The sequence below is a fragment of the Nocardiopsis moroccensis genome (assembly GCF_055763695.1).
Window position 1 is genome coordinate 772,827 of sequence record NZ_CP199747.1, and the last position, 21,383, is coordinate 794,209.

Annotated in this window: 13 protein-coding genes; 10 read left to right on the forward strand and 3 right to left on the reverse strand. The window is 68.9% G+C overall.

What is annotated here, in order from left to right; all coding sequences use genetic code 11:
• The first annotated feature begins 194 nt into the window (after positions 1-194).
• From vioD to ACUKCB_RS03250, 5 genes are read left to right on the forward strand one after another with little or no spacing between them, the layout of a single operon-like run.
• A complete protein-coding gene (vioD, locus tag ACUKCB_RS03230; protein WP_473038947.1) occupies positions 195-1,331 on the forward strand; it encodes a capreomycidine synthase in 1,137 nt (378 codons plus the stop codon).
• Complete coding sequence (locus ACUKCB_RS03235) at positions 1,328-6,022, forward strand: amino acid adenylation domain-containing protein (RefSeq protein WP_473038948.1); 4,695 nt, start codon at positions 1,328-1,330, stop codon at positions 6,020-6,022. The genes vioD and ACUKCB_RS03235 overlap by 4 nt, the downstream gene beginning before the upstream one ends.
• Positions 6,019-9,882 carry an amino acid adenylation domain-containing protein gene (locus ACUKCB_RS03240; protein ID WP_473038949.1) on the forward strand — a complete coding sequence of 1,288 codons (3,864 nt, stop codon included), beginning with the start codon at positions 6,019-6,021 and terminating at the stop codon, positions 9,880-9,882. The genes ACUKCB_RS03235 and ACUKCB_RS03240 overlap by 4 nt, the downstream gene beginning before the upstream one ends.
• Positions 9,854-10,684 (forward strand): metallophosphoesterase family protein, encoded by an 831-nt coding sequence (locus tag ACUKCB_RS03245; RefSeq protein ID WP_473038950.1) that lies wholly within the window; start codon positions 9,854-9,856, stop codon positions 10,682-10,684. The genes ACUKCB_RS03240 and ACUKCB_RS03245 overlap by 29 nt, the downstream gene beginning before the upstream one ends.
• Before the next feature lie 2 nt (positions 10,685-10,686).
• Complete coding sequence (locus tag ACUKCB_RS03250; protein ID WP_473038951.1) at positions 10,687-11,334, forward strand: 4'-phosphopantetheinyl transferase family protein; 648 nt, start codon at positions 10,687-10,689, stop codon at positions 11,332-11,334.
• 25 nt (positions 11,335-11,359) lie between these two features.
• Here ACUKCB_RS03250 and ACUKCB_RS03255 read toward each other — a convergent pair whose 3' ends face one another.
• A complete protein-coding gene (locus tag ACUKCB_RS03255; RefSeq protein WP_473038952.1) occupies positions 11,360-12,607 on the reverse strand; it encodes a cytochrome P450 in 1,248 nt (415 codons plus the stop codon).
• A 490-nt stretch (positions 12,608-13,097) separates the two neighbouring features.
• Here ACUKCB_RS03255 and ACUKCB_RS03260 point away from each other — a divergent pair, with 490 nt between their 5' ends.
• The 4 genes from ACUKCB_RS03260 to ACUKCB_RS03275 all read left to right on the forward strand — a co-directional run bounded on the left by ACUKCB_RS03260 (position 13,098) and on the right by ACUKCB_RS03275 (position 17,290).
• Entirely contained in the window at positions 13,098-13,664 is a 567-nt protein-coding gene (locus tag ACUKCB_RS03260; RefSeq protein ID WP_473038953.1) for a dienelactone hydrolase family protein, read from the forward strand.
• A 449-nt stretch (positions 13,665-14,113) separates the two neighbouring features.
• Positions 14,114-14,734 carry a helix-turn-helix transcriptional regulator gene (locus ACUKCB_RS03265; RefSeq protein ID WP_473038954.1) on the forward strand — a complete coding sequence of 207 codons (621 nt, stop codon included), beginning with the start codon at positions 14,114-14,116 and terminating at the stop codon, positions 14,732-14,734.
• A 20-nt stretch (positions 14,735-14,754) separates the two neighbouring features.
• Complete coding sequence (locus ACUKCB_RS03270; protein ID WP_473038955.1) at positions 14,755-15,996, forward strand: winged helix-turn-helix domain-containing protein; 1,242 nt, start codon at positions 14,755-14,757, stop codon at positions 15,994-15,996.
• 115 nt (positions 15,997-16,111) lie between these two features.
• Positions 16,112-17,290 carry an aminotransferase gene (locus ACUKCB_RS03275; RefSeq protein ID WP_473038956.1) on the forward strand — a complete coding sequence of 393 codons (1,179 nt, stop codon included), beginning with the start codon at positions 16,112-16,114 and terminating at the stop codon, positions 17,288-17,290.
• Here ACUKCB_RS03275 and vioC read toward each other — a convergent pair.
• On the reverse strand, positions 17,280-18,305 hold the full coding sequence (gene vioC, locus ACUKCB_RS03280) for an arginine beta-hydroxylase, Fe(II)/alpha-ketoglutarate-dependent (RefSeq protein WP_473038957.1): 1,026 nt from the start codon (positions 18,303-18,305) through the stop codon (positions 17,280-17,282). The two genes, ACUKCB_RS03275 and vioC, sit on opposite strands and share 11 nt — an antisense overlap.
• Before the next feature lie 280 nt (positions 18,306-18,585).
• Between vioC and ACUKCB_RS03285 the strand changes: the two genes are divergently transcribed.
• Positions 18,586-19,707 carry an aminotransferase class I/II-fold pyridoxal phosphate-dependent enzyme gene (locus ACUKCB_RS03285; protein ID WP_473038958.1) on the forward strand — a complete coding sequence of 374 codons (1,122 nt, stop codon included), beginning with the start codon at positions 18,586-18,588 and terminating at the stop codon, positions 19,705-19,707.
• Between the two features lie 439 nt (positions 19,708-20,146).
• Here ACUKCB_RS03285 and ACUKCB_RS03290 read toward each other — a convergent pair whose 3' ends face one another.
• Positions 20,147-21,367: a cation:proton antiporter gene (locus ACUKCB_RS03290; RefSeq protein WP_473038959.1), complete on the reverse strand. Its 1,221-nt coding sequence runs from the start codon at positions 21,365-21,367 to the stop codon at positions 20,147-20,149.
• Positions 21,368-21,383 lie beyond the last annotated feature (16 nt).

The window sequence follows — 21,383 nt, forward strand, 5'->3', positions numbered from 1 at the left end:
AAGGACGACATGCGTACGCGGCCGGTTCTGAAGGAAGGTGGGGTAGCCCGGAAACGGGCCGTTGCCCCACGCCTCAAGGCCGTTGTCGCCTCTCAGGGTGACAGTGATCGAACGTGTGGGGAATTCGCCCGGAGCTCTCAGAATTCGGCTTCAGCGTCTCCACCTGAGTTGTCGCGGACGGGATGGATTTACGTATGGGACTTGCCATTGCCAAGCTCGAAGCCTGGATGCGCGACTACTATCACGCGGTCGACCACGACATCGGCAGCAGTGGTGTACGGGACCTGTCAGTGGCCGAGCTGCGTAAGGTCTGCGGTTTCGAGCTGTCCGAACTGGACGCGATGGTCCTGCACGACAGCGAGGCCTTCGGCGGGCCCGGGCTGCGTGCCGCGCTCGCGGACCGCTGGACCGACGGTGACGTCGACCAGGTGATGGTCACCCACGGTTCCAGTGAGGCGATCTACATCGTCATGCAGACGCTGCTGGACCCCGGTGACGAGGTGATCGCCGTCGACCCGGCCTACCAACAGCTGTACGACATAGCCCGGTCCCGGGGTTGTCGGATCACCCGGTGGCCACTCCGCGCCGACCAGGGTTTCTCCGCCGACATCGACCTGCTGCGCAAGCTCGCCGCGTCCCGTCCCCGGATGATCGTCGTGAATTTCCCGCACAACCCCACCGGCGCCTCGATCACCGCTGAGGAGCAGGACGAACTCATCGCTATCGCGGCCGAGGCGGGGTCCTGGCTCGTGTGGGACAACGCGTTCGGTGAGATGACGTACACGGCGCCCCCGCTGAGGCTGCCGCACGACCGCTACGACAAGGTCGTCTCTTTCGGCACCCTCTCCAAGAGTTATGGTCTGGCGGGCATGCGGGTCGGCTGGTGCCTGGCGCCGAGGGAACTCCTGGAGGAGATGGCCGTGTTGCGCGACTACATCGCGCTGTACGTGTCCCCGGTGCTGGAGTTCTTCGCCGAGAAGGCCGTCCGCAACGCGGACAGGATCGTGGCGCTTCAACGCGAGCACGCGGGTGCCAACCTCGAACTCCTGCGGCGGTGGGCGGAAGGCTTGCCCGACCTGGTCCGTCTCACCCCGCCGTCGGGCGGGGTGACGGCCTTCGTCGAGTTCCCACGCCTGCCGGATCCGGTGCGCTCCTGCCGCCGACTTGCCGAGCAGCACCGCGTCCTGCTGGTCCCCGGTGAGTGCTTCGGCGACGACTACCGCTCGTTCGCCCGGCTCGGTTTCGGCGGTACCACCGCCGAGCTCACAGCTGGGCTCTCTCATCTCGCAGAAGTACTGCGCCAAGACTCGGGAACGGTGACGGTCCGATGACTGACAACCTGAGGAGCCGAATCGCGGGCCTCTCGCCGCGGAAGCGTGAACTCCTGGAGACCCGGCTCGCCGAGATGGCGGCCGAGCGGGGGCCGACTCAGCACGACCGTATCCGGGCGCGCGACCAGGACGGGCCCGTCCCGTTGTCGTTCGCCCAGCAGCGCGAGTGGGCCACCAGCCGGATCAGGGAGTCCAACAACATCAGCGGTGCCCTGCGGATCGTCGGTGATCTCGACCTGCGCCTGATCGGTCGGGTGCTGACGGAGGTCATCGAGAGGCACGAGGCGCTGCGGTCCGTCGTCGAACTGCGCGACCGCGTTCCCGTGCAGGTGGTCCGGCCGGTCACACCGGTCCCGACCCCCGTGGTCGACCTGTCGCACCTGCCCTCTGACGAACAGCTCGCGCAGGTGCGCCTGCGGGCCGACGCGGAGATGGTGCGCCCCTTCGCACCGGAGGACCCGCAGCGGTTGCGGATCCGGTTGCTCCGCTTGGCACCGGACGTCCACGTGGCATTGTTCACCACCGACCACGCTGCGTCGGACGCCTGGTCGATGTCGATCCTCGTCCGGGAGTTCGTGGCCCTGTACGGCATCTACCGGGAGGGAGGAGAGGGCGGCCTGCCGCTGCCCGAGATCCAGTTCGGCGACTTCTCGGCGTGGCAGGCGCGGGAGTTCGGCGAGGAGCGGATCGCCACCGAACTCGCCTACTGGCGTCAGGCGCTGGAAGGCGTGCCCACCGGGCTGGCGCTGCCCGCCGACCGGCCCTACCCGTCCCGGCCGACCTTCGCCGGCGCGCAGCACCACATCGACCTCTCACCAGAGCTGAGCACGGAACTCAAGGCGTTCAGCCAACGTGAGAACGCGTCGCTGTTCATGGTGCTGCTCGCCGCGTTCTCCGTGCTCCTCCACCGGTACGCCGGACAGGACGACATGGTCATCGGATCGGCCGTGTCCGGCCGCAACCGGGTGGAGAGCGAGGGGGTCATCGGCTGTTTCGCCAATCTGCTGCCGCTGCGGATGCGGCTGGCCGAGGACCAGACCCTGCGCGAGCTCGTGCACGCGGCGAAGGACACGACGGCCGCCGGTTATGACCACCAGGAACTGCCCTTCGAGAGGCTCCTGGAGGAGTTGGGCATCGGGCGGGAGGCCTCCCAGACCCCGCTGGTCCAGGTCATGGTCAACGTCCTGACCGCGCCTGAGAGCACCTTGGAACTGGAGGGGCTGACGATCACCCCGGAGCCGATGGACCTCGGACCGGTCTCCATCGACCTGACACTGTTCGCGATTCCGCGCGGGGACACAGTGTCGCTCCAGTGGCAGTACCGTACCGAGCTGTTCGACACCGAGACGGTGGTCATGCTGGCCTCGCAGTTCGTCAACGTCCTGCGTCAGGTGGTGACAGCGCCGGACACGGCGGTCGGCGACGTGGAGTTCATCGTCACCGAGACGCCGTCCGCATCCCTTCCCGCCCCCACGCCGTCGGGCGCTCACGCCCCCGGATTCGTCGAACTCTTTCAGCGGCGGGCGGCTCTCGACCCGCACACCACCGCCGTGGTCCACGACGGGGTCGGTGTCAGCTACGGCGACCTCAACCAAGAAGCCAACGCGCTCGCGCACCGGCTGCGGGAACGAGGTGTCGGCCGGGATGTCCCGGTCGGTGTCCTGGTCGACCGGTCGCCGCGGATGGCCGTCGCGATCCTCGCCGTGCTCAAGGCGGGCGGCGCCTACGTCCCGCTGGACCCCTCCTATCCGCCGGCCCATCTTGCGGCCACGATCGCCGACGCGGGCGTCCGGGTGCTCGTCACGGAGGAGGGACCCGCCGACGCCCTTGCCGGGGCGGGGATCGAACTGCCGGACGAGACGGTCTTCGCTGACCAACCGTTCGAGGGGCCGGACCACGACCTTCCCGAACCGCCCGATCCGAACTCCCTGGCGTACATCGTGTACACCTCGGGTTCGACCGGCCGCCCCAAGGGAGCCATGATCGAGCACCACTCGCTGGTCGTGTTCGCCCGCGACGTGGTGGAGCGCTTCGGGCTCGGCGGCGGTGACCGGTTCCTCCAGTTCGCCTCGCCCGGATTCGACGTACTGGCGGAGGAGCTGTTCCCGACCTGGCTGGCCGGTGGCGCGGTGGTGATCCCCACCCAGCGGCTGCTCGGCGGCGGGGCCGACCTCGCCGACCTTGTCGAGCGGGAGCGGCTGACGGTGATGGAGCTGCCGACCGCGTACTGGCACGAGTGGGCGCGCGAGTTGGAGCAACAGGGACGCGAGCTGCCGGAATCGCTCCGACTGGTGATCATCGGCGGGGAACGGGTTCTCCCCGACCGGATCACCGCGTGGCGGCGACTCGGCGTACCGCTGATGCACGTTTACGGTCTGACGGAGACCACGGTCAGCTCGACCTTCTTCCGCCTGGACCCCGTCGAGCAGGGCCGGGACTGGCCCAACCTGCCCATCGGCAGGCCACTGCCCTCGGCCGACCTGCGCGTCTTGGACCACTGGCTGCGGCCGGTCCCGGTGGGCGCCCTCGGTGACCTGTACATCGGCGGTGTCAGCCTGGCCCGCGGCTACCACCGTCGCCCGGGGCTGACCGCGGACCGGTTCGTCGCTGACCCCGACCCCGCGCGCCCCGGCCAGCGCCTCTACCGGACGGGTGACCTCGTACGCCAACGGCCCGATGGGAACCTGGAGTTCGTCTCCCGGGTGGACGCCCAGATCAAGATCCGCGGGTTCCGGGTGGAGCCCGCGGAGATCGAGGCCAGACTCAGCCGCCACCCGGAGCTGACCGAGTCCGTGGTCGTCGTGCACGAACCCGCCCCCGGCGACAAGCGGCTGGTGGCCTATGTCGTCCCGCGTGCCGATCGGGTTCCCGAAACCGGTGACCTGCGGCGGTTCCTGGAGAGGGAGCTGCCGTCCCACATGGTGCCCGCCGTGTTCGTCGGGCTTGACGCGCTGCCGCTCAATCCGAACGGCAAGATCGACCACGCGGCGCTGCCGGCGCCCAGTGGGGACCGACCGGTCGGCGGAAAGGAGTTCGTCGCTCCGCTGACGCCTATGGAGCAGCAGCTCGCGCAGATCATCTCCCGGGTGATCGGGGTCGAGAGCGTCGGTGTCCACGACAACTTCTTCGAGCTGGGCGGCGACTCGATCCTGGTCATCCAGGTCGTCGCCCAGGCACAGGACCTCGGTATCCGCCTCTCCCCGCTCGACCTCTTCGAACACCCCACGGTCGCGCTCCTCGCCGAGGTGACCGCCGCTGCTCCGGTCATCGACGCCGAGCAGGGCGTGGTCAGCGGGCCCGTCGCGCTGGCGGCTCCGCAGCGCTGGTTCTGTGCGGAGGAGCTCACCGACCCGCACCACTGGAACGTCTCCACGCTGCTCGAGCTCCGTGAGACCTACACAGCCGACACGCTGGGCGACGCTGTTGCGCAGCTGCTGTTCCACCACGACGGCCTCCGCCAACGGTTCCAGCTCAACGGCGACCGGACACGTGTCAGGATCGCCCTGCCCGACTCCCGTACCCCCTTCGAGGCGCACGACCTGTCCGCCCTGGGCTCCGACGAGCAGGACCGCCGCATCGCGGAGCTCACCGCCGAGGCCGCAGCGGGGCTCAAACCCGCGGTCGGGCCGATGGCGCGGTTCGCGTTCTTCCAGTTGGGCGCCGAGCGCCCGGACCTGCTCGCGATGATCGCGCACCACCTGGTCGCCGACCCCACCTCGATCCGGATCCTCGTCGAGGACCTGCGAACCGCACTGCTCTCACTGGGAGCGGGCCAGCCGGTCACCCTGTCGGCCAAAACGACGTCCTGGCAGTCCTGGACCCGCCGCCTCGCTTCGCACGCCGGAACCCAGCCGGTGCAGTCGCAGCGGCGGTACTGGGAGGACGTCGTCGGAGGCGCGCCCGGAGCCCTGCCCGTCGACACCGCCGCGGGACCGGAGGCCAACACGGTCGGGAGTCTCCGCCGGGTCGTGCGGGAAGCCTCCTCCGAGACCACCGAAGCGGTGCTCCGCGGTGTACCGGCCGCGCTCAACTGCCGCGTCGAGGAGCTCCTGTTGGCTGCTCTGGCCCGGACCCTCGGCGGCTGGACCGGTGGCCCGAGGCACGTCGTCGACCTGTGGCGGCACGGCCGGGACCAGGTCTTCGACGACATGAACCTGACCCGCACCGTCGGCTGGCTCGACACCCTCCACCCGGTCTCGCTCACCAGTGAACCCGGAAGCACGCCCGAGACCACCCTGAAGTCGGTGAAGGAAGCGCTGCGGGGCGTCCCCGGGAACGGGCTCGGCTGGCAGCTGCTGCGCCAGTCCAACGATCCGGTGCCGAGTTCCCCGGCCGACCTGGTTCTCGACTACACCGGCGGACTCGACGAGCCCGCACCCGCCACGGACGGGTTCACCATGGCTGGTGCGGCCGGTCCGGCGGCGAGCCCCCTGGCCCGGCGCCCCTACGCGATCGAGGTGCGCGTCTCAGCCGCCCGCGGCGTGCTCACCTTCACCTGGGAGTACAGTAACCTGCTGCACTCTCAGGAAACCGTGGAGCGGCTGGCCGGACAACTCCTGGAGGAGCTGTCCGTTCTGGTGGCCGGTGGCCGCGCCGCGCACACCCCGTCGGACTTCCCGCTCGCCAGGGCCGACCAGGCACAGATCGACGGACTGCTCGACCGGATCGCGTCGGACGGGGACGGACGGTGAACCGGCGCAACGTCGAAGACGTCTACGAACTGTCACCGCTCCAGCAGGGCATGCTGCTGCACACGCTGTACGGCGGCGACGCCGACACCTACGTCGCCCAGCGCAGCTTCGAGATCGAGGGCCCGCTGGACGCCGACGCGTTGGAGCGCGCCTGGCACCAGGTCGTCGACGCGCATCCCGCCCTGCGGACCTCGTTCCATTGGGAGGGGCTCGACAAGCCCCTCCAGGTGGTCCACCGGGAACTGCCGGGGGCGATGCGCAGACACGACTGGTCCGACGCGGACGAGGCGGAGCGCGGGGACAGGTTCGAACGGCTGCTGGCCGAGGAACGGAAGAAGGGCTTCGACCCGGAGCTGCCACCGCTGCAGCGGCTGCACCTGATCCGTCTCGGAGACCGGAGCCACGGGTTCGTCTGGACGCACCACATGCTTCCGATCGACGGTTGGTCCGTGCCGATCGTGATGGCGGACGTCGTGCGGCGCTATCTCCGCGTCATCGGGGGCCAGGAGGCTCCGCCCCAGCCCGCCCCGTACCGCGACTACGTCGCCTGGCTGCAGCGCCAGGACATGGAGGCGGCGAAGGACTGGTGGACGGGTTTCCTGTCCGGTGCCGCCGACAGCGGACGCCTCGGCACCCTGCGGCGGCCCGACCCGCAACGCGGAGCCGGAGAGGTCCGGGAGTGCCGAAGGGATCTGCCGCAGGACCTCGCCGACCGGCTGCGAGCGGCGGCGGCCGCCCATCGGGTCACCTTCGGCACGATGCTCCAGGCGGCGTGGTCGCTGGTACTGTCCCGCTTCAGCGGGAGCGCGGACGTCACTTACGGCTGTACGAGCTCGGGCCGCCCCGCCGAACTGCCGGGTGTCGAGGAGATGGTCGGCTCGTTCATCAACACCTTGCCCATCCGGGTCACCGTGCCCGACGGCGGCGAGACGGCGCCCTGGCTGCGGCAGATCCAGTCCGCGCACTCCAGGGCTCGACGGTACGAGTTCGCGCCGCTCGCGCAGATCCGTTCGTGGGCGGGGCTGCCCAGTGGACAACCGCTCTTCGAGAGCATCGTCGTACTGGACAACTACCCCCTCGGCATCGGCGGTGACGAGCTCTCCGGACAGCTCTCGATCCGGTCGCTGAACGACTTCGAGAAGACGAGCGAGCCGTTGACCCTGATCGTCACGCCCGCGCCGGTCTCGGTCGTGCGGCTGGTCTTCCACCGCGATCGGTTCGAACCGGGCGCCGTCGAGGACCTGATGGACTACTTCCATGCCGCGCTGGCAGCACTGGCCGAGACCGACACCGTCGTCGACGCGATCGCTGCGGCCACTGCGGCCACGGACAGCTCTCCGGTACCTCCGGTCCGGAGCGCGGCTTATCCGGACTCCGAGCGGACCCTGACCGCGCTGATCGAGCGGCAGGCCGCCGCGAGCCCCGACGCGGTCGCGATCCGCACCGACGAGGACACCCTCACCTATGCGGAGCTGATCACTCGCTCCCGACGGGCGGCCGCAGCGATGACCGCTGCCGGAGCGGGTCCTGGCCGGGTCGTGGGCATTTGCTCCGAACGCTCCCCGGACATGGTCGTCGGCGTCCTGGGCGCGCTGTTCGCGGGTGCCGCCTACCTGCCGTTGGAGCCCTCCCTCCCGGACGCGCGGCTGGAGTTCATGATCGGCGAGGCCGGAGCCGAGGTGGTCTACGCTCAGGAGGACCAGGCGGAGCGGGCCGTGCGTGCCGGGGCGGGACACGTCCTGATGCCCACGGACCTCGCGCCCGTGCCCGTGCACGCGTACGCCGGCGACCCTTCCGACACCGCGTACGTGCTCTTCACCTCCGGCTCCACGGGTCGGCCCAAGGGGGTGACCGTCACCCACCGGTCGATCGTCAACCGGTTGCTGTGGGCACAGGAGACCTTCCCGCTCGGCCCCGGGGACCGGGTGATGCAGAAGACCCCGCTGGGTTTCGACGTGTCGGTGTGGGAGTTGTTCTGGCCGCTGATGACCGGGGCCGTCATGGTGCTGGCCCGCCCCGGTGGACACCAGGACAGCGCCTATCTGGCCCGCACACTTGCCGAACAGGACGTCACCGTCGCGCACTTCGTACCGTCGATGCTCCAGCTCTTCTTGGACGAGACGTTCGAACCTCGCTCCCTGCGCCGGGTGATCTGCAGCGGCGAGGTGCTCCCGCACGGGCTGGTCGAACGCTTTCGGTCCGCGCTGCCCCGGGTCGAGCTACACAACCTGTACGGGCCGACCGAAGCCGCCGTCGACGTCACCTGGTGGGACTGCTCGCGACCGGGACCGCCCGGAGTGGTTCCGATCGGTGACGCGATCGCCAACACCGGGGCGTACGTCCTCGACGACCGGCTGACGCCCGCGCCCGTCGGCGTACCGGGCGAACTCTTCCTCGGCGGGGTCCAACTGGCGCGCGGATACGTGAACCGTCCCGCGCTGACCGCTGAACGCTTCGTCGCCCACCCGCTCGCCGGGCCCGGCCAGCGGCTCTACCGGACGGGTGACAGGGTACGCAGGCTGCGGGACGGTGCGCTGGAGTTCCTCGGCCGGGTCGACCACCAGGTGAAGATCCACGGCTACCGGATCGAACCGGGCGAGGTGGAACAGGTCCTGCTCCGACAGCCCTCGGTTCGGGAGGCGGCGGTGGTCGTCCGTGCGGAGACGCGTTTGGCCGCCTACATCACCGGTGATGCGCCTGACACGGACACCCTGCACGAGACCCTGCGGGCGGAGCTGCCCCGTTACATGGTCCCCGCCACGGTCACCGTTCTGCCGGCGTTGCCGCTGAACCGTAACGGCAAGGTGGACCGGCGAGCCCTGCCCGACCCCCTGCCGACGGCGACGACGGCCGACACGGTTCCGGCCTCCGCGCGTGAGGAGGCCGTCGCCGAGGTCTTCCGGGACGTCCTGGGGGTGCCCGCCGTCGACGTCAGTGCCAGCTTCTTCGACTTGGGCGGCGATTCCTTCGCGGCCGTGCGGGCCGTACGCCGGATCGAGGGGGCCACGGTCGGGCTGCTCGCGGCTCGGCCGAGCGTGCGTGAACTGGCGTCGGTACTGGACGCGGAGGAGGGGGCCGGCCCGCTGCTCCGGTTGAACCCGGGCAGCGGTGGTGCGCACACCCTGGTGTGCGTCCCCTTCGGGGGCGGCGGAGCGATCAGCTATCAGCCGCTCGCCGCTGAGCTCGCCCCCGATCTGTCCCTGCTCGCGGTGTCGCTGCCGGGCCACGAGCTCGGGGGAGACCCGGAACTGGCCCCGTTCGAGGATGTCGCGCGGGACGTCGCCGATGAGGTGCTGAAGGCCGTTGACGGTCCGGTGTCCGTCTACGGCCACTGCGTCGGGGTCGCTTTGGCGGTCGAGGTGGTACGCCGCGTGGAGGCAGCCGGGCGGCCCGTCGAGCGGCTGTTCCTCGGTGCCTCGTACCCCTTCTACGAGAGTCGGCTGTTCCCGCGGCGGCAACGCGAGGGGCCCGAGGCGGACCGGGCGGAGATGCGTTACCTCCAGTCGCTCGGCGGGTTCGACGGGGTGGTCGACGAGGAGGAGCTCGCCTTCGTCATGCGTGCGTTCCGCCATGACGCGTCCGCCGCCCGGCGCTACTTCACCGAGAGCTGGCCGCGCCGGGGGAACACCGAGCCGCTCGCGGCGCCGATCACCGTGGTTGTCGGTACGGACGACCCGGAGACACCGCGCTACCAGCACAGGCACCGTCTGTGGAAGCGCTTCGGCTCCTCGGTTGAGCTGGCGACGGTGCCCGGCGGGGGACACTACTTTCTCCAACGGCAGCCGGAGGCACTCACCGGGATCATCGAGGCGGCACTTCTGGGAGAGGGCAGTGGACGGCAGACTCCTCGCTATCAGTGATCTCCACGTCACCCACCGGAGAAACCGTGACCTGGTCGTCGGCCTCCGGCCCGGAAGCTCTGACGACTGGCTGATCGTCGCCGGTGATGTCGCCGAGCGGATCGATGACCTGGCCTGGGCGATCGCCCTGCTCCGGGACCGTTTCGCGCGGGTCATCTGGACGCCGGGGAACCACGAGCTGTGGTCCGTCGGAGCGGACGGAGGCGCCCTTCGCGGCGAGACCCGGTACAAGGAACTGGTCAGGGTCGTGCGGGAACTGGGCGCGGACACCCCCGAGGACCCGTACCCCGTGTGGGAGGGGGCGGGCGGCCCGGTGACCGTCGCCCCGCTGTTCCTGTTGTACGACTACAGCTTCCGCCCGGAGGGGACCACCAAGGACGAGGCCTTGGAGGCGGCGTGGGAGTCCGGCGTGGTCTGCGCCGACGAGGCGCTCCTGCACCCGGACCCGCACCCGGGCCCCGATGCCTGGTGCCATTCCCGTCTGGAACTCACCGAGCGTCGCTTGGCCGCGCTCGATCCGGACCGCCCGGTGGTGCTGGTCAACCACTTCCCGCTGATCCGGTACCCGACCCGGATCCTGCGCCACCAGCAGTTCGCCCTGTGGTGTGGGACGGAGCGGACCCGGGACTGGCACGTGCGCTTCAACACCGCCGCTGTCGTCTACGGACACCTGCACGTTCGCCGGACCACCTGGCACGACAGGGTGCCGTTCAGGGAGGTCTCGATGGGCTACCCGCACGAGTGGGCCGACCGTGCGGACGACACGGGTCTGTGCCAGGTGCTGCCGCTGCGGGAGGAGTGAGGGTGCTGGCGGACATCCTGCCGCGTGCGGTGGCGACGGCGGAGGTCTACGACGACCCGCCGGGGGTTCGGCTCCACCCGGGGGAGAGCGCGTGCGTCGCCCGTTCGGTGGAGGCCCGCAGGCGCGTGTTCGCCACTGGTCGGCACTGCGCCAGAGCCGCCCTGGTCGAGCTCGGGGTCGAACCGGTGCCGATCCGGCGAGGCGGGTCCGGTGAGCCGGTCTGGCCGCCGGGTGTGGTGGGCAGTATTACCCACTGCGAGGGCTTTCGCGCCGCTGCCGTCGCCCACCGCGCCGACGTCGCCGCTCTCGGGGTGGACGGCGAACCCAACGAGCCGCTGCCCGAGGGCGTCCTCCGCGTGGTTTCGCTGCCCTGGGAACGCGACAGGTTGCCCACCCGGCCCGGCGTCGCCTGGGACCGGCTGCTGTTCAGCGCCAAGGAGTCGGTCTACAAGGCGTGGTTCCCGCTCACCGGGAAGTGGTTGGACTTTCTGGAGGCCGACATCACGATCGAACCGGACACCGCGAGCTTCAGCGCTCGGCTGCTGGTTCCTGGACCGGTGGTCGACGGTGTCCGCTGGTCCACGCTCAACGGCGGGTTCCTGGTGCGTCGCGGGTTGGTGGTGAGTGCCGTCTACGACGGACGCGCCTGACCAGGCTGATCCCGGGCACCGCAGGTTACCCGGGCAGGTCGCGGGGCATGGAACGCATCGTCACGGCGGTCGGTAGGACGGCGAAGCCGCGCTGGTGTGGGGAGTGCACCCGGCGCGCGTAGGTCATGTCGATGTCGTAGTCGCAGACCAGGGCGCCGATCTCCTCCAGAGCGATCCTGATCTCCAGCTTGGCGAGGGCGGCTCCCAGGCAGTAGTGCGGGCCGCGCCCGAAGCTGATGAGCTGGCTGGTGTCACGGTCCAGGTCGTAGCGGTCGGGGTCGGGGAAGACCCGGTGGTCGCGGTTGGCCGAGGCGGGTAGCACAGCGATCCGGGAGTCCGCGGGGAGCCGGACGTCATGGAGGACGACGTCCTCGGTGAGGGTGCGGGCGACCATCTGACTGGAGGAGTCGTAGCGCAGGGTCTCCGAGGCCCAGTCGTCGGGCCGGTGGTCGAGGCCGGCCCGTTTGACGTCGGGATGCAGCCAACCGTGGTACCAGGCGTTGCCGATGAGCTTGCCCGTGGACTCGTTTCCGGCGGTGATCAGTAGGAACAGGAAGGCGACGATCTCCGAGTCATTGAGCGGTTCGCCCTTCACCCGGACGTCCAGCAGGTGCGAGACGAGGTCGTCGCCGGGACTCCGCCGCCGCTCGGTCACGTGGGCGACGAAGTAGGAGGCCAGGCGGAGGGCGGCAGCCACGTTCTCCTGGGAGCGGTCCTCCTCGCCGTCGGCCCGCATGTTCAGCTGGTCGGTGTCGATGCGGATCAGGTCCCAGTCAGCGGCGGGTATGCCCACCATGTCGCACACGATGTCGTTGGGCAGGGCGGCGGCGTAGTCCCCGGCGAAGTCGAACTCGCCCTGCTCCAGGAGGGGGAGCAGCCGGTCCCGGGCCATCTGGCGGATTCGTGCTTCCTGACTGGCGACGTTCCGGGCTGTGAAGCCGCTCGACACCAGAGTACGCAGCCGACCGTGTTCCGGGGGATCCATGGCGAGGAAGAAACTGGTCTTGTAGGCTTCGGGGCCCCACAGCTCCGTCTCCAGCGAGATGCCGTTCTTGTTGGAGAACAGCTTCGGGCTGCGCAGTGCGTAGAGCACGTCGGCGTGCCGGGACAGCGCCCAGAAATCGCGCTCCTCGTTGCGGTAGACCGGGGCGTTCTCCCTCATCCAGGCGTACACCGGGTACGGGTTCTCATGGAGCTCGTAGGAGAAGGGGTCGTACACGGGCGTCGCCGTGTCCGTCCCGTCGCCCTGTCGGGCCTGGCTGTCGGTGTGCATCAATACAACTCCAGTGCCGGAACGAGTGGGCCCCTGTGCCCTGACTCCAGGAAGGTACGGCCTGTGCGCGGGGATGTCGTGTCACCCGAACCGGGGGCCGCGGGGCACGGCGGGCACCGGTCGCAGAGGTGGATCCGGATGCGGAAGAACGGGGGAATTCTGTCTGCGAGAACTCGGAGGCGCTTTTTGGTCACGTCTCCGGTGTGCGGGAAACGCACCGCCCCGCCGATGAGGTACCGCGGATCTGTTGGGCGGAGACCTCTGGGGGTGCGAACGTCTTTCCAGTGAACCGGGTCGAACGGGCTGAGGAATTTTGGTCGATTCCGATGGCTTGGATCGCTTTCCCGAACGTGTTCCATGGTTCGCGCTCGACTGACCTCCGAGGGTAAAGTGGGCGTCTGATTACTCGAGGTTTCGGTTTGGGGTGGGTATGACTGGTGCGAACGAGAACTATGGAGTGACGTGTGTCGGCCCGGAGGACGGTGGGGCCGTGCTGCTGTTGCACCCGTGGTGGGGCGTCACGCCGGCCGTCCACGAGTGGGCCGAGGTTCTGGCGGGGGCTGGACGCAGGGTGCTCGTCCCCGACCTTTTCGGGGGGAGGAACGCCGCGACCGTCGAGGAGGCGGAGGCCCTGCATGCGGAGCTGGATGAGAAGGCCGCTCTCGCGAGGCTCTGCGGTATCGCCGAGGAGCTTTCGGCGCAGGGGCGGCCATGGGCGGCCATGGGCTTCTCGATGGGTGCTTTCCACGCTTCCCACCTGGTGGGTCTTGGCCAGGCGGGTCCGGACGAACTCACCCTCTTCTATGGTGGGCAGCCGCCGGAGGGGGAGGTGAAGCGCACGCTCCGAGTGGAACTGCACATCGTGCCGGACGACGAGTTCTTCACCGAAGAGGAGCTGACGGAGACGGACGAGGGTTTTCGGGCGGCCGGGGTTGAGCTGCGGACTTTCGAGTACGAGGGCTCGGGCCACTGGTTCGCCGAGCGTGGTGCGCCCGGCTTCGACGAGTCCGCTTACGAGGTGGCCCGATCCCGAGTCATCGCACAGATGTGCAGCTGACTGCTCATTCTTCACAATTGGAGCTTAATCATCACACTCGTGGCCTGTGCTCACATGTCCCCCAAAATAGGTACATAGGGCACTCCGGTGCGCTGGTAGCATCTGACCTGATTCGCAATTATCAGCGGATTGGGGGATGTTCGTAATCGACGCACAATGGATTGTGTCGCCTTGGCCGGCGGTGTGTTTGGATTTGCGGTTGTGGCATGGATCCACGTGTCCTGCATGATGTTACATCGCCGGTTTTCAGTGCTGGTCAAGGCGCGAGGGAAGGGTGGCTTTCTCACAATCCAGGGTTGAGGCTATCGTGGATTTTCGGGTATTTTATGCCAATCTCGCGGAGGTCGCACCACTGGTTTGCGGTACTGGTTGAAGATTAGCAGAGAAGCGAGGGTGTTGTGATCCGCGTTGAAGTTTTGGTGAATTCCCCGGTATATTTAATTGGCCTCGTGCACATACTGAACAACGCCAGAATATCCCCCGTCGTGGTGAACGGCTCCACCGAGGAGGACCCGGTCGGGCGTGCCGACGTCCTCCTGGCCGACGCCGAAGCGCTCTCCGCGGACAGGGTACGCCGTCTCACCTCACTCGCCACCTACGTACCCATCCTCATCGTCAACCACGACCGTGGGAACGGCGCCGATGCCTACCTCCTGGCGGGTGCCTCGGCCGTCATCGGCAGGAGCGACTCCGCCGAATGCATCGTGCGGGCCGTCCGCGCGGTCGCCGCCGGGGTGGAGGCGAGACCGTGCGAGTGCATGAGCACGTCACCGGGCGAGCGGACGGCCGCCATCGACCACAACCTCTCCGACCGTGAGACCCAGGTCCTGCGGCTGATCTCCCGCGGCCTCACCCACGGGCAGATCGCCACCCGGCTGGGCATAAGCCCGCACACGGTCGACACCTACGTCAAGCGCCTCAGGACCAAGCTCGGTGTGGGGAACAAGGCCGAACTCACCCGCGTGGCCCTGCTCGGCTGGCAGAGCACCCGTACCGAGTCCTTCACGGACTCCAGGCCGCCGCACGAGGACGAGCGTGTCCTCGAACTGCTCACGCCCGCCGTAGGTTGAATCCAGCAAGGAGCAGCACGATGTCTCCAGCCCAACCCTCCCTGACGCTCAGCCGGACCCATGCGCGTCGCTTGGCCCTCACCCGACAGCACCTGTCCGGCTCCCGTCCGGCGGCGACCGTCGACGGTGTGCGCACCGTCCTGCGCTCACTGCGCTATCTGCAGCTCGACCCGGTGAGCGTCGTGGCACCCAGCCACGAACTCGTTCTCTGGAGCCGCCTCGGCGCCTCGGCGCGCCCCCACCTGAACGAGCTGTGGTGGCAGGAAAGATGGCTCTTCGAGTACTGGGCGCACGCTGCGGCCATCGTGCTGACGGAGGACTATCCGCTGCACCGGGTGGCGATGGACGGCTATCCGCCACCGAACCGGTCGTTCACCCAGGTCTGGATGGACGCCAACCAGGCGCTCCTCGAACACGTGATGTCCCGCCTGGCCGAGGGCGCCCCGCTGCCTACCGAGGCCTTCGAGGACCGGGCCGAGATGGACTGGCCGTCCTCCGGCTGGACCGCGGGCCGCAACGTCGAGCGGATGCTGACCTTCCTGTGGCGGCAGGGCAGAATCATGGTGCAGGACCGCAAAGCGGGCCAGCGCCTGTGGGGCCTGCCGGACGCCTGCCTGCCGTCGGACACCGAACGGCTCGCGATGCCGGCCGAGGACATGGTCTCGCTCGCCACCGAACACACCCTGCGCGCGCTGGGGATCGCCCGCCCGGTGGACATCAGGCAGTACTTCCTGCGCGGGCAGTACACCGGACTGCCGAAGGTCCTCCGCTCCCTGGCCGACCAGGGGCGGGTGGTCCCCGTCCGAGTCGACGGCGCCGCCCGGGCCGAGACCTGGTACGTGCATGCGGACGCCTGGGAGGATCTGGAGGCGATCCGCGCCGGTGAGTGGCACGGGCGCACGGCGCTGCTCTCCCCGTTCGACAACCTGGTCAGTGACCGTCGGCTGACCCAGCGCCTGTGGGGATTCGACTTCCGAAACGAGATGTACATCCCCAGGGCCAAGCGGGACTTCGGCTACTACCTCCTGCCGATCCTGCACGAGGACCGGCTCGTGGGCCGTATCTCCCCGCGCGTCGAGCGCAAGCGCGGCACACTGGTCGTGGAGGGCATCTTCCTGGAGGCCGACGTCGAGCCGACGGAGAGCCTGCGCCGAGCGGTCGTCGAGCAGTTGGAGGAGATCGCCGCCTTCGGGGAGGCGACCGGTATCGAGTACGGGGAGAAGCTCCCTGAGAGCTGGCGTTCGCGCCTGCTGGGGTCCTGATCCGAGGGAACCGACTGCCCTACCCCCTTCCCGGCCGCCGGGTGCCGCCGCCCGGAGGAGGTCGGCCGCGTCCGGCGGCCGGGAGCCCCGTCCAGCTGACAGAAGGAAGGCCGGCGTGCGACTGACCCACAGAACCCTGCGGGGGACCGCCTCGCCGATCGGTGCGACGTACGCACTTCTCGACGAACGAGGGGAGGGGCGATCCGGCGATCTACTCGACCTCGCCCAGGCAGCGCCGACGTACCCGCCCGCTCCCTCGGTGGTGGAGCACGTGGTCTCCGTCGCCCGCGACGCGCACGGCGCGGACTACGTCGACCTGGCGGGGCTGCCGAAGCTGCGATCCGCCTTCGCCGAGGAGTTGTCGAAGGACTACCGGGGCCGCGTGGGGGAGGAGAACGTCGTTGTCACCGCAGGCTGCAACCAGGCGTTCTGCCTGGTAGCCTCCGCCCTGACCGAGCCGGGCGACGAGGTCGTCCTGCCGCTGCCTTACTACTTCAACCACGACATGTGGCTCCGGCTCGACGGCGTCACCCCCGTCTACCTGGAGCCCGACACCGACCAGGTACCGACAGCCTCCGCCGCCGAGGCGCTGATCACCCCGCGCACACGGGCGATCGTCCTGGTCACACCCGGGAACCCCAGCGGGGTGACTATTCCCCCGGAGGAGATCGTCCGGTTCGCGCGGGTGGCCGAACGGCACGGGATCGCGCTCGTCCTGGACGAGACCTATCGCTCGTTCCGTGGCACGTCGGAACCAGCGCACCCGCTGTTCGCCGACCCGGGCTGGACGGAGACCGTGGTGAGCCTGCACAGCTTCTCCAAGGACCTCGCGATCCCCGGATACAGGGTCGGCGCGGTCCTGGCCTCACCCGCGCTGAACCGGGAAATCATGAAGCTGCTCGACTGCGTTGCGATCTGCCCGCCGCGCATCGGCCAGGAAGCCGCCTGGGCCGGACTCACGGGGGCAGGGCGGTGGCGTCGGGAACGCGCGGCCGAGATCGAGGCGAAACAGGAGCGGTTCGCGCAGGTGATGGCGGGACGGCCCGGAGGGTTCGAACTGCTCTCCGCGGGCGGGTTCTTCGGCTGGCTGCGCCATCCGTTCCCTGAGGAGCCCACTGAGGCCGTGGTGCGGGAACTCGTCCTGGGACACGACACCCTGGTCATCCCGGGCACGGCGTTTCACCCGGAGGACCGCGGCACGCTGCGGGTCAGCGTCGCCAACGCTGACCTGTCCGCCCTGGCCGACTTCGCCGACCGCCTCGCGGCGGCCGGCGCGGCCGGAGTCAGTAGATGACACGGTCCTCGGCCGTGGGCCGCCATGCCCGGGAACCCCGCAGGTTGCGGGTGATGTTGAGCCGCTTCAACCAGCGGTCCGTCCCGTCATAGCGGGCCCTGAACGACTTGCGACCGTGCACCGCGCGGAAGTTGTCGATGAAGACGAGGTCTCCGGGGCGCAGAACCACGTCGCGCATCCTCTTCTCGATCTCGTCACAGAGCTGCTTGAAAGCATTCTGGGCGCGTTCCGACCACTCGGAGGAGTCCATGTGGTAGGGGTCGAGTGCCATGTACGGGTCGCTGCGGTCGCCGTAAAGCAGTGGTCGTTTCTGCGGTCTCTCGTTCCACTCCTGGATGAGGTTGAAGCTCCGCTCACGCAGCTTGTCGATGCTCGGGTCACCGGAGAGCACGCCCTGCTGCGGCTGGTGCGAGTTGTCGGGCATGACGGTGAATTCCGGCTCGAACAGGGTCTCCACGTCGATGTCCGACCAGTCCATGTCCGGCACGGTGGATACGACCGTCTCCACCGAGTCGGGGTTCTTCAGGCACATCAGCGCCACGTAGTCGCCCCGGCACGGGTGGAACGCGTCCTCGGTGTGCCATGACAGGTGCTGGAGACTGTTGGAACCGATCTCGTAGTTCTCGTGCCCCTTGATCGGCAGCACGTCGTGCATGATCCGCCCGTCCTGCTGCGTCGCCCAGCCGAAGACGTCACCGAGGGCTGCGGCACACAACAGGAAGAAGATCTCCTGCCGGTAGGACGGGGATTCGTATTGGCTGTCGCGCCAGTGCGGCGGCGTCCGCCCGAGCGCCGCCTCGTCGATCTCCAAGCCCGAGACCAGGCACAGCGCGGAAGGCTCCTCGAGGCGGTACTGCTCCAGGAACGACAGGAGACGGTCCGGCAGGGCCTTCGCGAGCACGGAAGCCTGGCGGATCAGCTCAGGGTCCTCGATCGTGTCGTAGGACCGGGTGAGTTCGGCCAGCACCGGGGAGAGCGCCTCGTTCTCTCCGGGTGTGAGTACCAGGTGGTGCATTGTGTCGTTCCTCCCCGATTCTGCCGGCAGCGACCTTGCTCCCGGTCCGTTCCAGCACGGATCGGAGTCTAGGCACGGATGGAAAAGTGAAGTGGTCCCCGTTAGAGGGGACAGGCGCACGGCCCGCACCGCTATCTATATTTTCTGCGACGCGCCAGATTCCACGAAGCCGGACCGCGCTTTTCCGGTGACCCAGTCATCCGCACAGACGCGGTGGCCACTGAGTGTCCGGGGACCTATCGGAGGACTGAGGATGACCGGAGTTGTCAACCTGACGACCATGGAAGTCGACGCACTGTCGGATGACGAGGGAGGGCTCAACCTCACCGACGGCCACGCTCGCCTCGACCTCACACCCCAGCAGTCGAATATCGTCGCCCGTATCCCGGAGATGTTCCTTCGGGCCACACGGCGGCCCTTCCCGGAAATCGAACTCGAGGCGCACAAGGCGTTCTTCAGGGTCATCGGACAGCACAGGGCTCCGGTCGGTTCCGGCCGTATCCTTAGCTGCTATTCGTCCACTCTCGCGACGGATATCGTCGCCCGGGCGTTGCCGGCAGGAGCGAACGTCGCCGTTTTGCACCCGACGTTCGACAACATCGCCGACCTGTTCACGACCCGTGGTCTGAAGCTCGTGCCGCTGTCGGAGGAACAGCTCCTCGCCCAGGAGTGGCCGGGCGCGCCGGTCAGCGCGATCGTGGTGACCCTCCCCAACAACCCGACCGGACTCATCACCCCTGAGAGCCACCTGAGGTCGCTGGCCGAGCACGCCGCGCGGCACGGCCAGACCGTCATCATCGATGCCAGTTTCCGGGGCCAGACCCGGGACGCCCAGTACGACACCTACGCCGTGCTCGACGATGCGGGCGCCGACTGGATCACCATCGAGGACACCGGCAAGCTGTGGCCGACCCACGAACTCAAGATCGGTCTGCTCGCCTACAGCGCGCGTACCGAGCTGCCCATCGAGCGTGCCTTCTCCGAGTCGTTGCTCGCCGCCTCCCCGGTGGTCCTCCAACTGGTCACCGAGTTGGCCGAGGACTGGGCCGACGGCGGCTACGAGCGTGCCGGTGAGCTCGTCGAGCGCAACCGGGCCGTGGTCGAGGAGACCATCGGCCAGGTCGGTCTCAGGCTCGCCGACCCGGACTCGCAGATCAGCGTGGCCCGGATCGAACTCCCCGAGGACGGCCCCGACTCGGAAGTCCTTTACAAGGAGATGTTGGTCCGCGGCGTCCACGTTCTGCCGTGCGCGCCCTTCCACTGGGCCGACCCGGTGGAGGGTCTGAGGTTCATCCGAATCTCCCTGGCGCGACCGTTCGCGACTGTGGCCGGTGCCGCTCAGACCATGGCCCGGACGTACCGGGACCTGGTGTGTGAGGCCGGTTCTTCCCGGGCCGGATAGAAGGGTGTGTGCGGGGACGGGTAGGAGGCATGTGTCGACTCGGGGCATCGGTACCGTCCATCCGCTGGGTCGCCTCTGCCAACGGTAAAGCTCTCGACCACTGCGCGTTTGCTCCGGCCGAAGGACCGGATGGGTGAGGGGCGGGCGCCGGAACCGCCTACCGACTCCCGTCACGTGTCTTCTCCGACCCCCGGGAGCGGTGCTGTGTCGGATGGTCTGACGCCCTCGGGTACAGCAGGCCTTCGCCCGGATCCCTTGCCGCACCGCCTCGGGAGGAGACCGGCTCTCTCCGGTGACGGTGTGGCGGGTGAGGGCCGCGGTGGTCTCGCCCCGACCTTGTGCGTGGGACGGTGCGGCCGACAAGTCAGCCGCAGGCACATCGAGGGGCGCGTGCTCAGGCCTCGCGCGGCCTGAGCACGCGCGCAGAGTCGGCCCTCACCTACCGGTGAGCCCGTTTCCGGTCCGGTCCCCCGCGCACGACGCGGGAGGCCACGAACGGGAAGAGCAGGACCGTGAGGGCGCCGGCGGTGACCATGACGGAGGCGATCGTGTCCTCGATGACCCCCGAGGACACCGCGACCTGGGTCACGGCCACGATGATGGGCAGGCCCGTCGCGGCGTACAGGCCGAGTGCCACCTGGTCGCCCGTCCTCGTCAGCCCGGAATGCGTCGCGGTCCAGCGTTCACGGACGAACACCGGCAGCCCGCGCACCAGCAGGACCACGGCCACGAAACCGAACAGCAGGGGCCACCGGGCGGCGACGGCGGAAAGGTCGATGCCCATGCCGCTGGTCACGAAGAACACCGGGATCAGCAGGCTGAACCCGACGATCTCGACCTTGTGCATGACCTCGGCCGCGTGCTCGGGCGCCGTGGCGCCGAGAGCGGCGTTCAGCAACAGGCCCGCCGCGAAAGCGCCCAGGGCGACGTCCAGTTCGAGCGCGGCGGTCAGTAGCATCAGCGTGACCAGGACCAGCACGGTGACGCGCAGGGTGGTCTGCATGGTCGTGTTGGACGCGTCCGCGAAGGCCCGCCTCAGCAGGGGGAGACGGCTGAAGAAGCGTCCCGGGACCGCGACGACGGCCACCGCGGCCGCGGAGAACAGGAGCAGGATCGCCGCGGACTGCCAGGTGCCCCGGGTGGACAGCAGCAGCGACATCGCCACGATCGGCAGGAGTTCGCCGTAGGCGCCGTGGACCATGGCGGCCCGCCCCAGTGGCGTTTCCATCGCACCGGAGTCCTTGAGGATGGGCAACAGGGTGCCCAGAGCCGTCGACGTCGAGGCGATCGCCAGCACGACCGCGACGTGCGTGTCCCCCTGCAGCAGGAGCATCCCGGCCCCGAAGCCGAGCAGGGCGCACAATCCCCAGGTCAGGGCGGCGTGCCTGCCCTGCCTGCCGCGCATGTCGGTGGTGTTGACCTCGAAACCGGCCAACAGGAACAGGAACCCCAGACCGAGTTCACGCAGGAACTGGACCGATTCTGTTTCGTCGGCCAGGCCCAGGGCGTGCGGGCCGATGATCGTGCCGAACACCAGCAGCCAGACCACGTCCGGTACCTTGCGGCGCGTGACCAGCGCCAGTACCGGAGCGAGAACCGCGGCCAGGGCGATCCACCACATCGAGAGCAGGTTGTCGACGAGCATGTGTCCCTCGGCCATGCGGGAATGTTAACGA

Coding starts and splice junctions, on each gene's coding strand:
- vioD (WP_473038947.1), top strand. CDS start 195: ATGGGACTTGCCATTGCCAAGCTCGAAGCCTGGATGCGCGACTACTAT.
- ACUKCB_RS03235 (WP_473038948.1), top strand. CDS start 1,328: ATGACTGACAACCTGAGGAGCCGAATCGCGGGCCTCTCGCCGCGGAAG.
- ACUKCB_RS03255 (WP_473038952.1), bottom strand. CDS start 12,607: ATGCACACCGACAGCCAGGCCCGACAGGGCGACGGGACGGACACGGCG.
- ACUKCB_RS03270 (WP_473038955.1), top strand. CDS start 14,755: ATGTCTCCAGCCCAACCCTCCCTGACGCTCAGCCGGACCCATGCGCGT.
- vioC (WP_473038957.1), bottom strand. CDS start 18,305: ATGCACCACCTGGTACTCACACCCGGAGAGAACGAGGCGCTCTCCCCG.
- ACUKCB_RS03285 (WP_473038958.1), top strand. CDS start 18,586: ATGGAAGTCGACGCACTGTCGGATGACGAGGGAGGGCTCAACCTCACC.
- ACUKCB_RS03290 (WP_473038959.1), bottom strand. CDS start 21,367: ATGGCCGAGGGACACATGCTCGTCGACAACCTGCTCTCGATGTGGTGG.